General features: G+C 59.4%; 15 protein-coding genes. 9 read left to right on the forward strand and 6 right to left on the reverse strand.

The genetic code is table 11. From position 1 onward, the window contains the following. Nucleotides 1–48: 48 nt before the first annotated feature. The gene (locus ACCC96_RS24735) at nucleotides 49–1,425 is read right to left on the reverse strand and encodes a glutamine synthetase family protein (RefSeq protein ID WP_018930106.1); all 1,377 of its coding nucleotides are present in this window, start codon (nucleotides 1,423–1,425) and stop codon (nucleotides 49–51) included. Nucleotides 1,426–1,704: 279 nt separating this feature from the next. Here ACCC96_RS24735 and ACCC96_RS24740 point away from each other — a divergent pair, with 279 nt between their 5' ends. The 5 genes from ACCC96_RS24740 (at nucleotide 1,705) to ACCC96_RS24760 (ending at nucleotide 6,961) form a co-directional block, all read left to right on the forward strand. Next, nucleotides 1,705–2,466: a gamma-glutamyl-gamma-aminobutyrate hydrolase family protein gene (locus tag ACCC96_RS24740; RefSeq protein WP_019580263.1), complete on the forward strand. Its 762-nt coding sequence runs from the start codon at nucleotides 1,705–1,707 to the stop codon at nucleotides 2,464–2,466. Between the two features lie 244 nt (nucleotides 2,467–2,710). Further along, nucleotides 2,711–3,853, forward strand: coding sequence for a polyamine ABC transporter ATP-binding protein (gene potA / locus ACCC96_RS24745; protein ID WP_018930104.1), 1,143 nt, complete (start codon nucleotides 2,711–2,713; stop codon nucleotides 3,851–3,853). 29 nt (nucleotides 3,854–3,882) lie between these two features. Next, nucleotides 3,883–4,764 carry an ABC transporter permease subunit gene (locus ACCC96_RS24750; protein WP_258674192.1) on the forward strand — a complete coding sequence of 294 codons (882 nt, stop codon included), beginning with the start codon at nucleotides 3,883–3,885 and terminating at the stop codon, nucleotides 4,762–4,764. Beyond that, nucleotides 4,761–5,645, forward strand: coding sequence for an ABC transporter permease subunit (locus ACCC96_RS24755; protein ID WP_413697170.1), 885 nt, complete (start codon nucleotides 4,761–4,763; stop codon nucleotides 5,643–5,645). Before ACCC96_RS24750 ends, ACCC96_RS24755 begins: the two co-directional genes overlap by 4 nt. A gap of 218 nt (nucleotides 5,646–5,863) precedes the next feature. Continuing rightward, on the forward strand, nucleotides 5,864–6,961 hold the full coding sequence (locus ACCC96_RS24760) for a polyamine ABC transporter substrate-binding protein (protein WP_258668905.1): 1,098 nt from the start codon (nucleotides 5,864–5,866) through the stop codon (nucleotides 6,959–6,961). A gap of 316 nt (nucleotides 6,962–7,277) precedes the next feature. On the opposite strand, the gene thpR is transcribed toward ACCC96_RS24760, so the two are convergent. Next, nucleotides 7,278–7,817 (reverse strand): RNA 2',3'-cyclic phosphodiesterase, encoded by a 540-nt coding sequence (thpR, locus tag ACCC96_RS24765; protein WP_413697171.1) that lies wholly within the window; start codon nucleotides 7,815–7,817, stop codon nucleotides 7,278–7,280. 125 nt (nucleotides 7,818–7,942) lie between these two features. Here thpR and ACCC96_RS24770 point away from each other — a divergent pair, with 125 nt between their 5' ends. Continuing rightward, nucleotides 7,943–8,137 carry a hypothetical protein gene (locus ACCC96_RS24770; protein WP_018930099.1) on the forward strand — a complete coding sequence of 65 codons (195 nt, stop codon included), beginning with the start codon at nucleotides 7,943–7,945 and terminating at the stop codon, nucleotides 8,135–8,137. Between the two features lie 13 nt (nucleotides 8,138–8,150). Here ACCC96_RS24770 and ACCC96_RS24775 read toward each other — a convergent pair whose 3' ends face one another. After that, a complete protein-coding gene (locus tag ACCC96_RS24775; RefSeq protein WP_018930098.1) occupies nucleotides 8,151–8,504 on the reverse strand; it encodes a DUF1428 domain-containing protein in 354 nt (117 codons plus the stop codon). A gap of 16 nt (nucleotides 8,505–8,520) precedes the next feature. Next, nucleotides 8,521–9,621 (reverse strand): hypothetical protein, encoded by a 1,101-nt coding sequence (locus ACCC96_RS24780; RefSeq protein ID WP_413697172.1) that lies wholly within the window; start codon nucleotides 9,619–9,621, stop codon nucleotides 8,521–8,523. A gap of 281 nt (nucleotides 9,622–9,902) precedes the next feature. Between ACCC96_RS24780 and ACCC96_RS24785 the strand changes: the two genes are divergently transcribed. Continuing rightward, nucleotides 9,903–10,172 (forward strand): hypothetical protein, encoded by a 270-nt coding sequence (locus tag ACCC96_RS24785; RefSeq protein WP_413697173.1) that lies wholly within the window; start codon nucleotides 9,903–9,905, stop codon nucleotides 10,170–10,172. A gap of 18 nt (nucleotides 10,173–10,190) precedes the next feature. On the opposite strand, the gene ACCC96_RS24790 is transcribed toward ACCC96_RS24785, so the two are convergent. Further along, on the reverse strand, nucleotides 10,191–10,823 hold the full coding sequence (locus ACCC96_RS24790; RefSeq protein ID WP_413697174.1) for a PQQ-binding-like beta-propeller repeat protein: 633 nt from the start codon (nucleotides 10,821–10,823) through the stop codon (nucleotides 10,191–10,193). Between the two features lie 50 nt (nucleotides 10,824–10,873). After that, the gene (locus tag ACCC96_RS24795) at nucleotides 10,874–12,094 is read right to left on the reverse strand and encodes a helix-turn-helix domain-containing protein (RefSeq protein ID WP_413697175.1); all 1,221 of its coding nucleotides are present in this window, start codon (nucleotides 12,092–12,094) and stop codon (nucleotides 10,874–10,876) included. A 302-nt stretch (nucleotides 12,095–12,396) separates the two neighbouring features. Here ACCC96_RS24795 and ACCC96_RS24800 point away from each other — a divergent pair, with 302 nt between their 5' ends. Next, complete coding sequence (locus ACCC96_RS24800) at nucleotides 12,397–12,696, forward strand: hypothetical protein (protein ID WP_253422080.1); 300 nt, start codon at nucleotides 12,397–12,399, stop codon at nucleotides 12,694–12,696. A gap of 66 nt (nucleotides 12,697–12,762) precedes the next feature. Next, entirely contained in the window at nucleotides 12,763–13,089 is a 327-nt protein-coding gene (locus ACCC96_RS24805) for a hypothetical protein (RefSeq protein WP_413697176.1), read from the forward strand. Nucleotides 13,090–13,162 lie beyond the last annotated feature (73 nt).

Here is a 13,162-nt window from a genome sequence, read left to right on the forward strand (position 1 = left end):
GTCCAGCGGGAGCAAGCTCCCTCGCCACAGGTTTAGTGTCAGCCCCCGTTAAACCGTGTGCAGGTACCAGTTGTACTCAAGGTCTGAAATGGAGTTCTCGAACTCGGCCAGCTCGCTTTCCTTGCACGCCACGAACACGTCGATGTACAGCGGGTCGATGTAGCGCGCCATGACTTCGCTGTCGTCCAGTTCGCGCAATGCATCGCGCAGGTTGTTCGGCAGGCTTTGCTCGTTCTGCTCGTAGCTATTGCCTTCCACCGGGGCGCCCGGTTCGATTTCGTTGGTCAAGCCGTGGTGAATGCCGGCCAGTACCGAGGCCATCAGCAGGTACGGGTTGGCATCGGCACCGGCGACACGATGCTCGATGCGCACGGCATCCGCCGAACCGGTGGGTACGCGCACCGCCACGGTACGGTTGTCGATGCCCCAGCTTGGCGAGTTCGGTACGTAGAACTGTGCGCCGAAACGACGGTAGGAGTTGACGTTCGGGCAGAGGAACGCCATCTGCGCGGGCAGGGTCTCGAGCACACCGCCGATCGCATGTCGCAGCGCGGCGTTCTGCTCGGGATCCTCGCTGGCGAAGATGTTGTTGCCTTGTTTGTCGAGAATCGAAATGTGCACGTGCAAACCGTTGCCCGCCTGACCCGGATATGGCTTGGCCATAAACGTGGTGTCCATCTCGTGGTCGTAGGCGATGTTCTTCACCAGACGCTTGAGCAGCACCGCGTAGTCGCAAGCCTTTATAGGGTCGGAGACGTGATGCAGGTTGACTTCGAACTGCGCCGGGGCGCTTTCCTTGACGATCGCGTCAGCCGGGATGCCCTGCTCTTTTGCACCTTCGAGGATGTCTTGCAGGCAGTCGACGTATTCGTCCAGATCGTCGATCAGGTACACCTGCGTCGAGTGCGGACGCTTGCCCGACACCGGCGAGCGTGGCGACTGCGGACGACCGTTCACGTTGTCCTGGTCGATCAGGTAGAACTCCAGTTCGAACGCGGCGCAAATGGTCAGGCCCATGTCATCGAACTTGCTCACCACCTGACGCAGCACTTCACGCGGGTCAGCAAAGAACGGCTGGCCTTCGAGTTCGTGCATGGTCATCAGCAACTGCGCGGTCGGACGCTTCTGCCAGGGTTCGATGCTGAGGGTATCGGGGATGGGATAGCAGATGCGATCCGAGTCGCCGATGTCCAGACCCAGGCCGGTGCTTTCCACCGTCGAGCCATTGATATCCAGAGCAAATAGAGAGGCCGGCAGGTTGATGCCTTTTTCGTAGACCTTGTGGAGACTGGTGCGCTCGATGCGCTTGCCGCGCACCACGCCGTTCATATCCGCAATCAGAAGGTCGACGTACAAAACCTCAGGATGTTGCTTAAGGAATGCGTTTGCTTCGTTGAGTTGAACGGCACGCAGAGGGACCGACATGATGCACCTATTAGCTGTTAATTATTATGTTCACTTCACTTGCGAGAGCCAGTCAACCCGAACGGCAAAGTGAAGTCAATAGCGAACACCTGGCCTTTCAGCCTTTATTTTCTGGCCATTTTTGGGCACCAGAGTGCCAGATCAGGCTTGCGCACCGCGTAGATCCTCAGCACCGGACGATCGGCGTTTAGAATTTTTTACATGAGAGTTGTTAATTAAAATCAACAAGGCTAAGCTCCGGAAAAGCTCGTTCAAGTGTGAAACTTCGAGGTGATAAAAATGGCATTCAAGCCATTGATCGGCGTTACTGCGTGCGTCAAACAGATTGGCCTGCACCCCTACCACGTCAGCGGCGACAAGTACTTGCGTGCTGTCAGCGTCGCGGCTTTGGGGCTGCCCGTGGTCATTCCTTCCTTAGGCGACCTGACCGAAACCGATGCGCTGCTCGCGCAGCTCGACGGTCTGTTGCTGACCGGCTCGCCGTCGAATGTGGAGCCCTTCCACTATCAAGGCCCGGCCAGCGCTCCCGGTACGGATCACGATCCGCAACGGGACGCCACCACCCTCCCCTTATTACGTGCAGCGATTGCCGCCGGTGTTCCGGTGCTCGGCATCTGCCGGGGCTTTCAGGAAATGAACGTGGCATTCGGCGGCAGCCTGCATCAGAAGGTGCACGAACTGCCCGGCATGCTCGATCACCGGGAAGCGGACAGTCCGGATTTGGCGGTGCAATACGCACCGGCCCATGCAGTGAATGTGCAACCGGGCGGCGTGTTCGAAGCACTGGACCTGCCGCAGGTATTCCAGGTCAATTCGATTCACAGCCAGGGCATCGACCGGCTCGCACCCGGCCTGCGCGCTGAGGCGATCGCGCCGGATGGTTTGATCGAGGCGATCTCCGTCGAGCACAGCAAGACCTTCGCCGTCGGCGTGCAGTGGCACCCGGAATGGCAGGTGCTTTCGAATCCCCCTTATTTGAGTATTTTCCAGGCGTTTGGCGAGGCGTGCCGGCAACGGGCGGCGCTGCGTAATACGCGCTGACTTCAAACATTACTAATCGATTGACTGCCCCCGTGAGCCTGGCGGGCGTGCCTTTGCGCGCCGGTGGCTCACGTAATAGATGAACCGCAATAACAACAAGCACGACCAGGCAGCCAGGACGGCGGTGCCGAATAAGCCCGAGCGGTAAGCGTTGAATTCAATGGCATCGCCCGGCCCGGGTTTGCAATCCACTCTTAAGTCAGGCCGTGTTGGCCCGACGACTGAAACCTGTTGGGAGTTTCATATGGCAAACGCCTCCAGCATCTACAGGAAGGCTCTTGATGGTCACCAGGCACCGAAAAAGGTGCTGGTGAAAGTCGACCGCGTCACCAAGAAATTCGACGAAACCACCGCCGTGGACGACGTGTCCCTGGAGATCCATCAAGGCGAAATCTTCGCCTTGCTCGGTGGTTCCGGCTCGGGCAAATCGACGCTGCTGCGCATGCTCGCCGGCTTCGAGCGCCCGACCGAAGGGCGGATTCTGCTCGACGGGGTCGACATCACTGACATGCCGCCCTACGAACGGCCGATCAACATGATGTTCCAGTCCTATGCGCTGTTCCCGCACATGACGGTGGCGCAGAACATCGCCTTTGGCCTCAAGCAGGACCGTTTGCCCGCCAGCGAAATCGACGCCCGTGTCGAAGAAATGCTGCGCCTGGTGCACATGACCCAATACGCCAAGCGCAAGCCGCATCAGTTGTCTGGCGGTCAGCGTCAGCGTGTGGCACTGGCGCGTTCGTTGGCCAAGCGACCGAAGCTGTTGTTGCTCGATGAACCGATGGGCGCACTGGATAAAAAGCTGCGTTCACAGATGCAACTGGAGCTGGTGGAAATCATCGAGCGCGTCGGCGTGACCTGCGTGATGGTGACCCACGATCAGGAAGAAGCCATGACCATGGCCGAGCGCATCGCGATCATGCACCTGGGCTGGATCGCCCAGATCGGCAGCCCGGTCGACATCTATGAAGCACCGGTCAGCCGCATGGTCTGCGAGTTCATCGGCAATGTGAACGCCTTCGACGGCACCGTTGTGGAAGATCTGGAAGGTCACGCGATCATCCACAGCCCGGACCTTGCGCAGAAGATTTACGTCGGCCACGGCGTGAGTACCTCGGTGCAGGACAAGTCGATCACCTACGCCATCCGCCCGGAAAAAATGCTGGTCAGCACCCTCAAGCCCGAGACCCGCTACAACTGGTCCGAAGGCAAGGTGCATGACATCGCCTACCTCGGTGGCCACTCGGTGTTTTATGTGGAGCTGCCCGGCGGCAAGATCGTCCAGTCGTTCATGGCCAACGCCGAACGCCGTGGCGCACGCCCGACCTGGGACGATCAGGTCTACGTGTGGTGGGAAGACGACAGCGGCGTGGTACTGCGCTCATGAGAACCTTCAATCAGCAGTTCCTGCGCCTGGTGCCCAGTGGCCGCAAAATGGTCATCGGCATTCCATTCCTGTGGCTGTGCCTGTTTTTCCTGCTGCCGTTCTTCCTGGTGATGAAGATCAGCTTCTCGGAAGCAGCCCTGGCTATTCCGCCCTACTCCGAGATTTACACCTTCGCCGAACAGAAATTCCAGCTGCTGCTGAACCTCGGCAACTACTCGCTGCTGACCGCAGATGAGTTGTACATCTCGGCTTACTTCGGCTCGTTGAAGGTCGCGTTTTTAAGCACGCTGATGTGCCTGGTGATCGGTTTCCCGATGGCTTATGCGATCACCAAGGCCAGCAAGGAAGCGCAAAACGTCTTGCTGCTGTTGATCATGATGCCGACCTGGACCGCGATCCTGATCCGCGTGTATGCGTGGATGGGCATCCTCAGCAACAACGGTTTGCTCAACGCGTTCCTGATGTGGACCGGCCTCACGTCGCAACCGATCGAGATCCTCAACACCAACACCGCCGTGTACATCGGGGTGGTTTACGCGTACCTGCCGTTCATGGTGCTGCCGCTGTACGCCAACCTGGTGAAGCACGATGGCAGCCTGCTGGAAGCCGCGTCGGACCTGGGTTCGAGCAACTTCAACAACTTCTGGAAAATCACGGTTCCGCTGGCCAAGAACGGGATCATCGCAGGCTGCATGCTGGTGTTCATTCCGGTGGTGGGTGAGTTCGTGATTCCGGAACTGTTGGGTGGCCCGGAAACCCTGATGATCGGCCGCGTGCTGTGGCAGGAGTTCTTCAACAACCGCGACTGGCCTGTGGCGTCCGCCCTGGCGGTGGTGATGCTGGCGATCCTGATTGTGCCGATTCTGCTGTTCAACCGTAGCCAGGCCAAAGAGATGGAGGGACGGGGATGAACCGTTTCGGATTTTCACGATTGATGCTGGTGCTCGGCCTGTCGTTTATCTACCTGCCGATGCTGATTCTGGTGATCTACTCGTTCAACGCCTCGAAACTGGTGACGGTATGGGGCGGCTGGTCGGTGAAGTGGTACGTCGGCCTGCTCGACAACACGCAACTGATGGGCTCGGTGGTGCGCTCGCTGGAAATCGCCTGCTACACCGCGATTGCGGCGGTGGCGCTCGGCACATTGGCGGCGTTCGTGCTGACCCGCGTCACCCGCTTCAAGGGCCGTACGCTGTTCGGCGGCCTGGTGACGGCGCCGCTGGTGATGCCGGAAGTGATCACCGGTCTATCTCTGTTGCTGCTGTTCGTGGCCATGGCGCAGATGATCGGCTGGCCGCAGGAACGCGGCATCGTCACCATCTGGATCGCTCACACCACATTCTGTGCAGCCTATGTGGCGGTGGTGGTGTCGGCGCGCTTGCGTGAGCTGGATTTGTCCATTGAAGAAGCCGCCATGGACCTCGGTGCACGGCCGCTCAAGGTGTTCTTCCTGATCACCATTCCGATGATCGCGCCGTCACTGGCGGCCGGCGGCATGATGTCGTTTGCCTTGTCGCTGGATGATTTGGTGCTGGCGAGCTTTGTGTCGGGTCCGGGTTCCACCACCCTGCCGATGGAAGTGTTCTCGGCGGTGCGTCTGGGCGTGAAGCCTGAGATCAATGCCGTGGCCAGCCTGATTCTGCTGGCGGTGTCGATCGTCACGTTCATGGTCTGGTATTTCAGCCGCAAGGCCGAAGCCACCCGCAAACGAGCGATTCAGGAAGCGATGGACCAGACGGCCAGCGAATCGTGGCAGCAACCGAAAAAGCAAATGGCGCAAGCGACAGCCTAACGCCACTGTTAAGTGAGCACTGACCTGTGGCGAGCGAGCTTGCTCGCGCTTGAGTGCGCAGCACTCACAAATAGGTATGGGTTGCCAGAATTTTGGGGCCGCTACGCAGCCCAGCGGGAGCAAGCTCCCTCGCCACAGGTAAGTCCGCTAGCCACAGGCTTTGTGTTCACCGCTTTTTTGTTTTATGTGATTTGAATAAAAAGAATGGAGTTGTACCGATGAAAATGTTTGGCAGGACTCTGCTGACACTGTCCTTATTGGGCGCAATGACCGCTGGCGCCCAGGCCAATGACAAGGTACTGCGCGTCTACAACTGGTCGGATTACATCGCCCCGGACACCGTCAAAAAGTTCGAAGACGAGACCGGCATCCGCGTGACCTACGATGTGTTCGACAGTAACGAAACCCTTGAGGCACGGCTGCTGGCGGGAAAATCGGGCTATGACATCGTGGTACCGTCCAACAGTTTCCTGGCCAAGCAGATCAAGGCTGGGGTCTATCAGGAACTCGACAAGTCAAAACTGCCGAACTGGAAAAACCTCAACCCGGTGCTGCTGAAAAATGCTTCGGCCAGCGACCCGGATAACAGCCACGCCTTCCCGTACATGTGGGGTTCGATCGGCATCGGCTACAACCCGGCCAAGGTCAAGGAAGTGCTCGGCACCAATGCGCCGGTGAATTCCTGGGACTTGCTGTTCAAACCGGAAAACGCCGCCAAGCTCAAAGCCTGTGGCATCAGCTTTCTTGATTCACCGACGGAAATGCTTCCGGCTGCCCTGCACTATCTGGGATATCCGGTGAACTCCCGGGACAAGGCGCAAATCGCTGAAGCCGAAGCGCTGTTCATGAAGATCCGGCCGTCGGTGGCCTACTTTCATTCGTCGAAATACATCTCCGACCTGGCCAACGGCAACATCTGCGTCGCCGTCGGTTACTCCGGCGACGTGCTGCAAGCCAAGGCCCGCGCCCAGGAAGCCGGCGACAAGGTCAAGATCGAGTACAGCATCCCGAAAGAAGGCGCCGGCAGTTTTTACGACATGGTCGCCATTCCCCGGGATGCCGCCAACGTCGACAACGCCTACCTGTTCATGAACTTCCTGATGCGCCCGGACATCATCGCCGAAGTCACCAACAGCATCGGCTACAGCAACGCCAACGCAGCGGCCACGCCGTTGGTGGATGAAGCGATTCGTGACGACCCGGGATCGTATCCGCCGCAAGCGGTGATGGCGACTTTGTATGCCATTCCTGACATGCCGATTGCCACCCAGCGGATCATGACCCGGGGCTGGACGCGGGTGAAGTTGGGCAAATAATCCACATCCGACTGATATCGCAAACCCGCTTCCTGACCGTTCCCACGCAGTGCTGAGAATGATCAATGAAACCCGCTTTTGTAGGAGCTGCCGAAGGCTGCGATCTTTTGATCTTGATCTTTTCGAGACCGCTGAAAATCAAGAGATCGCAGCCTTCGGCAGCTCCTACGGGGGACGAGTTCATTCGCGAAAGCGATCCTTTTCCGTTCACGCAGCGCCTTACCACCGCTGCACTCCTCTCTGATGAACGGCCTCACCTGGCTTCCTCGGTTAAGGTGAGTTTCGGGCGCCCTCGGGCGCCTTTTTTTGTGTTCGTTTAGGCAGAGACCAGTGGCCACTCGGCCAGCGCTATGTATCGGCCTTTATGGGACTCGAACAGGCTGAAGCGATCGGCGCGCAGGTAAAACTCGGGCGGCGTCGCGGATTCGGGGACCGGTGCCCGGTAGTCGCGCATCAAGGTCAAATGCGGGCGGAATTCCCGATGGGTGTCTTCAAAACCGAACGGCAGCATGGCCTGCTCCAGCGCATACACCAGGCGCAGCAACTCCGGTGCCGCCTGCGCGGGCGCCAGCAGCAACACCCCGGAGCGACGCCAGACGTCCAGCCGATCCAGCACCACCGTCAACGGCACGCCGGACGTGCGGATATTGGCGGCGGCCTTGCAGACACCCGCTATTTGCGCCATGCCCACCGTGCCGAGAAACAGCAGGGTCAGATGAAAGTTTTCCGCCGGCACCGGGCGCCCGACGTTGAGCCCCAGTGCGCTGCGCCATTGGGCGATGGCCCGGCGTTGTTCGGGGGCGCAGTTCAGGGCGAAAAACAGCCGTTTGAACGGCTCGCGGGTTTCATCGCTCATGTCGGGCACCTCAATGCTCGGGGACCCTCTGATTTTACAAAGGGATACCACGTCAGCAAGTGCATTTCTGGCACCTGTCGGTATGCGCGTTATAGTTGAAGCAACCGAATCGGCGGGAGGACGCCATGCGTCAGGTCATCAGCAAAGAGCCGTGGTGGGCCGTGCCACCGAAGCCCGGCCAGGATGAGTCCGAGCTGGAATGGGGCTGGCTGGTTCATTACAACGAAGGCGAGCCGCGCTTCGAGTTCATCAAGGAGCGGCCGTCGGACAGCGAAATTCGCAATCGTAAAAGCTGCAGGATCACCCCGACGCCGGAGTGATCCTGCCGCCTCTTCAGGCTTTGACGAGCATTTCGAAACCGCCAAAAATCGCCCGCTGGCCGTCGAACGGCATCGGATTGACGTCTGGTTGCATCCGCGGATCACTCATCAGTTTCGCCATACCGGCGTCACGGGTGGCCTTGTCCGGCCAGACGATCCAGGAAAACACCACGGTCTCGTCTTCCTTGAGTTTGACCGCCATGGGAAACGACGTCACTTTGCCATCAGGCACGTCGTCGCCCCAGCATTCAGCGAGGCTGAGCGCGCCGTTTTCCTTGAAAATTGCGGCGGCGGACTCCGCGTGTTTCTTGAACTTTTCGCGGTTGGCCTTGGGCACCGCTGCGACGAAGCCATCAACGTAAGCCATGATCATTCTCCTCGGGTTATGGGTTGATCTGCTGGGTAGTCGATCCAGCGTGGCTCCAATCGACAGTTCCCGCACCCAAGCCGACCGACGGTTCGACGGGATGAGCGACAGGTTGTGCAACAGGCTGGGCCAGGGGCTGGGCCAAGCCGCCTTCGATTTGCCCGGCCATGTACAGCGTTCCGGCCATGACACCGGTGGTAGGGTTTTGCACCAGCTTCAGCCACGCCTTGTCGAATGAGTCGCCCAGGCTGCTGCGGATCAGCGCCTCGCTATCGGGTCGGTCGTTGGCTTGAATAACCGCACGCACCCCCGCCACTCCCAGGGAAATCACCGCCCCGGCCAGTTTCCCCGCCGCTGCCGCCACGGCACCGGCCGCGCCTCGTGGGGCCATTTCGGCTTCCATCCGCTTACTTGCGCGTTTGGCCACCGGCGTCATGCCGGCGTCCGTCGAGGCAATACCCTTCTCGCCGCCTGCCGCGTGGATCTTGTCGATCAACGCCGCGTAGGCCGGCAACTTAGTCAGCGGTTCACTGTGCACCACCTGATACAGCGACGCGTCACGGGCGGGCGGCGGGCCCAGCGAAATCGCCGGAATTTTCTGGATACGGTCGTTGAGCTGCGCCATCGGCACGCCATGACGCTGGGAGATGACCTGAAGTTGCTGGCCGAGAGCTTGCACGTAAAACGCCGTCGCCTGCCCGAGGATCTCGTCGGGATCGATCTCCACCGCTACCGGGTCCAGCACTTTCTGGTGATATTGTTCCAACAGATAGGCCGCCAGGCGTTTGGCCGAGGCATCTTGTTCGCCCCCGGCGTTGATGGTGTACCAGCTGACCTTTAACGACAGCCATTCCTGGGTCCAGTAACTGCTGAACCACGGGATGAAGACTTCTTCGGTCTGTTCGTAAACCCGCGTGCGCCAATGTTCCATGGACCCGCGGGCGTATACCCTGGCCTGTTCGGTGGCCTGCTGCGAAGCCGCGACAATTTCCTGGTCCACCTGCTGCCAGGTGCTCTGGGAAACCACTACCGGCGCCACGGCTACCGGGGCACGTGCAGACGTGACGCATCCCGCCAGTACCATCAAAAAAGCGACGATCAGCGAACGCAGGTTCAAGATCGCGGTGTCCTACAGTCTGCGTCGAACGGAGCGTTCGACGCGTAAAAGCATGTTGATTTGAGTATAGATCGGGGCCGGGGGCCGTCCGTCAGGAAGCGTGGTTGCGCCCTGAAAAAAGCCTTCGCGAGCAGGCTCGCGAAGAGGCCCGCAAGACCACCGAAGAACGCCACCATCATCCACGTTGATACTCACCATCGCCGCGAATACCTTCCGCAAAAAAACCGCCTGGTGCAGCATCAACTCATTACCACGTAAACCCCGCATCGGAGGGGCCCATCATGATTTATCCCGTCAGCCTTGCGTTCAGCTTTCCGGTGTTCGGCAGCAACTACTATTCGCAACAGGTCGTCTCTCGCAAAGCCGTCGCGCTGGTGTTCGACAAGCAATTCGAAACCTTGCTGATGCCAGCGGCCACCCACCACTTCAGTAACGAAGTGGTCGGGCTCAACGATCAGTTCCGCTTTTTGAATGATGTGCTGGTTGAGCATCTGCTGGAGATCGAGATGACTCAGCGTTCGTCACGCTCGGCGCAAGCGTTCACCTTCTGACAGGCTGGGTGCAGCCTGTCATTCAGGCCGGCGCACAGCCCTCACCTTCCCGCTGTTGCCGCCGCCACAGAAAAACCGGTCGTGGCCATCGAACTCAAGCCCCGACACGCCGACGCCAGCCGGCATCTGGATGCTCTCCAAAACCTCGCCCGTGGCCGGATCGAGTCGTCGCAGCTCGCTCTCGTCACCTTCCCAGGTGCCGTGCCACAGATCGCCCTCGACCCAGGTCACCCCGGTGACGAAGCGGTTGGATTCGAGGGTGCGCAGCACCGCTCCGGTCTGGGGGTCGACCTGATGGATCTTGCGCTCGCGATACTCACCGACCCAGAGCGTGCCTTCGGCCCACGCCAGCCCGGAGTCACCACCGCCACCGGGCGCGGGGATGGTGGAGAGCACGCGGCCAGTCTGCGGGTCGATTTTCTGGATGCGATCCTCGGCGATCTGAAACAGGTGCTGGCCGTCGAAAGCGGTGCCCGCGTGGGCGGCGACATCGATCGATTTCAGGGTTTTGCCGCTGGCCGGGTCCAGGGCGTTGAGTTTGTCGCCGGAGGCAAACCAAACACGTTGACCGTCATGGGTGACGCCATGCACATGGTCGATGCCCGGAAAAGGCCCGTATTCGCGGATGATTTCAGCCGTTGAATGTTTCATCTCTTGCTCCTCGTTTACTGACTGCGTTCACTGGGTTTGTGAAGAGGATGCTAATCACTGGGCAGCAACGCCGTGAGTAACAATCCCGTCGCGAATCCGGGTACCGGCGGGAACATCCAGCGACGAGCCCGGCCATGACCGAACGACTGCACCTTGCCGGTCGCCGCCAGCGTGTCGAGGGCTCGTTGCACAGTGCGCTGACTGGCGCCGAGCGCCAACGCCAGGGCCGAACTCGACCACGACTCGCCGTCAGCGAGAAAGGCGAGCAGCGTCGCATGCTGCTCTTCGACAGGCCGCGCCAGCACCGCGACGTCAGGCGCAATGCGTGGCACCAGCGCAAACCCTCGCGGGGTCGCGACCACGTCGGCGATCAGGTGCAGCGCCCCGCGCAGCCGCCCGAGTTCGACGCGCAACCGTGCGCGATGGGACTCATCCACGTGCTTCATCCGAAAGGCTCGCGCAATCAGCGCTTCCCTCGGCACGTCGGCGGGCCACGCTTCGCCCAGCGCCCGGGCGAGCGCAAACAGCACCGGACGCCGGGCGAGCGAAACCGACGAGCCTGCGTCGCGCACGACGTACCGGCAGGCGTCCACCACCAGCGTGGGGGACGCCAATAACGTTTCAATCTCATCGAGTAGCAGCGGCCGTTCCTGCCCATCGATAATCAGCCGCGCCGCTGGTGTATCGAGGATATGCGAGGCGCTTTCGACCTCGGCGGTGAGTGCTGCAATGCCCGCGTGCTGCGCGGCATGCCCGGCCCGTTCAAGTGCCGCGCGCGCCGCTTTCGTTTGCAGACGACGCATCGCGATGCCCGCCAGAACCAGTTCGTAAGCGGCCCTCGACGCGGGCAGTAATGGCGTGGGATCGAGTTCGGCGAGACGTTGCTCGGCCTCGTCGAGATGCCCGATCAGCAGCAAGCGGCGAATCTCGAGATAGCGTGCATGGGCGGCGTTAACCCAATCGCCGTGTGCCTGAAGCGTCGCCCGCGCGGCATCGAGCGCCTTCACCGGCCAGTTCAGGTCACGCGAGGCGAGCGCGATTTCGGCCTCGGCGACGACACACCGCGCGCGGGCCAAAGCCTCCTTCGCACCGAACGCCCGCGCGGCGCTTCGCACTAGCGCCTTCGCTCGCACAAGGTCGCCCAGCTGCGCCATCGCGATGCCTCGAAGGGCGAGCGCGGGCGCATCGTCACGCAAGGCGATGCGGTTCAGCGCGCCGAGCGGATCACCCGCCGCGAGCGCACGCGCTGCTGCGGTGATCAGCGAATCCATGTGAACTGCGTCACTTGTGACCCCCACCGTCCGATGTCCGCTGATCAGTCTATCTCACGACTGCTCAGCCGCACGCCGGGATTGGGGGACGCTTTGCCATCGTTCAAGCCGTGCTGCCACATCCAGTCGAGGCACTGGCGCAAACGGCGTTCAGGGCTATGGTGGATGCAGGGATAAATCCAGCGTGGGACAGCGCGGCGAAGCTCATGCTTTCGTTGCAGATTGATGTGGCTGAAAGTGTTTAGTGGTCAGCAGCAGACCCAGAACGTCCCGAGGTATTTTGTCAGGAGAAAAACAAAAAAATGAGCACGACAAAAAGCAGCATTATTTCGGCAATAAAAATTATTGTCATATTCACCACCCTGATAAGCGGATCGTATGCAGTTGTCATCCCGGCATTTGCACCCACCTATAAGACCGACTACATCCTCATCATCGGAATCGCCACCTCTGCATTGCTTGGAGGTTATATCGGCTATCAGGCCCTGACAGACGAAATACCTCTCATCAAAATCGGTTTTGGTCTTTGCTATGCCACAGTCACAGCTATTTTTGTATTAGCACTTTCACTATTTATAATTTTAAACACTCGTGGAGCATGACCTGGAGCAATGTGCCATTTGTCAGGCGACCGCGTTTATTGAGGGCGACGAGATGGAGCGTGCATCATGAGCGATCCAGATGAAATCATTCGTAAATTTGCCTTACAGAGAATTGCGAATGTCTTCAACATTTCCGTGGACCTTCTTAACGAAGCAGCCGTATTTGGGGAAGACTTGAAAGCCACCCGCTCTACCGGTCTATTCAGAAGAAATGAATATGATGCAATTGAAGGCGATATTCTTGATGTATGTGACAGAGAGACATACAAGACCATAAGCTCTGGCAACCTGACCATTTACACGATCGGCGATTATTGTAATCACATGGTTCGTTGTTATAAGCACAATCCAAAAGATGTTATTGCGACATTGAAAATAACCTCGCTCAGCTAACTACGTTGGGCGACTGCCATGCCGTGGGGGCATCCGTCTGCTTGCCTTCCGAGTTTTCGAGCTGATTCACTAA

It is taken from the genome of Pseudomonas sp. Pseusp11 (assembly GCF_047304405.1).
In the GTDB taxonomy this organism is placed as follows: Bacteria; Pseudomonadota; Gammaproteobacteria; order Pseudomonadales; family Pseudomonadaceae; genus Aquipseudomonas.

Excerpts from the sequence above, each read along its gene's own strand:
- ACCC96_RS24805 (WP_413697176.1), top strand. The coding sequence starts at position 12,763 with ATGAGCGATCCAGATGAAATCATTCGTAAATTTGCCTTACAGAGAATT.
- ACCC96_RS24770 (WP_018930099.1), top strand. The coding sequence starts at position 7,943 with ATGCGTCAGGTCATCAGCAAAGAGCCGTGGTGGGCCGTGCCACCGAAG.
- ACCC96_RS24735 (WP_018930106.1), bottom strand. The coding sequence starts at position 1,425 with ATGTCGGTCCCTCTGCGTGCCGTTCAACTCAACGAAGCAAACGCATTC.
- ACCC96_RS24795 (WP_413697175.1), bottom strand. The coding sequence starts at position 12,094 with ATGGATTCGCTGATCACCGCAGCAGCGCGTGCGCTCGCGGCGGGTGAT.
- thpR (WP_413697171.1), bottom strand. The coding sequence starts at position 7,817 with ATGAGCGATGAAACCCGCGAGCCGTTCAAACGGCTGTTTTTCGCCCTG.
- ACCC96_RS24790 (WP_413697174.1), bottom strand. The coding sequence starts at position 10,823 with ATGAAACATTCAACGGCTGAAATCATCCGCGAATACGGGCCTTTTCCG.
- ACCC96_RS24775 (WP_018930098.1), bottom strand. The coding sequence starts at position 8,504 with ATGGCTTACGTTGATGGCTTCGTCGCAGCGGTGCCCAAGGCCAACCGC.
- ACCC96_RS24760 (WP_258668905.1), top strand. The coding sequence starts at position 5,864 with ATGAAAATGTTTGGCAGGACTCTGCTGACACTGTCCTTATTGGGCGCA.
- ACCC96_RS24740 (WP_019580263.1), top strand. The coding sequence starts at position 1,705 with ATGGCATTCAAGCCATTGATCGGCGTTACTGCGTGCGTCAAACAGATT.
- potA (WP_018930104.1), top strand. The coding sequence starts at position 2,711 with ATGGCAAACGCCTCCAGCATCTACAGGAAGGCTCTTGATGGTCACCAG.
- ACCC96_RS24800 (WP_253422080.1), top strand. The coding sequence starts at position 12,397 with ATGAGCACGACAAAAAGCAGCATTATTTCGGCAATAAAAATTATTGTC.
- ACCC96_RS24785 (WP_413697173.1), top strand. The coding sequence starts at position 9,903 with ATGATTTATCCCGTCAGCCTTGCGTTCAGCTTTCCGGTGTTCGGCAGC.
- ACCC96_RS24755 (WP_413697170.1), top strand. The coding sequence starts at position 4,761 with ATGAACCGTTTCGGATTTTCACGATTGATGCTGGTGCTCGGCCTGTCG.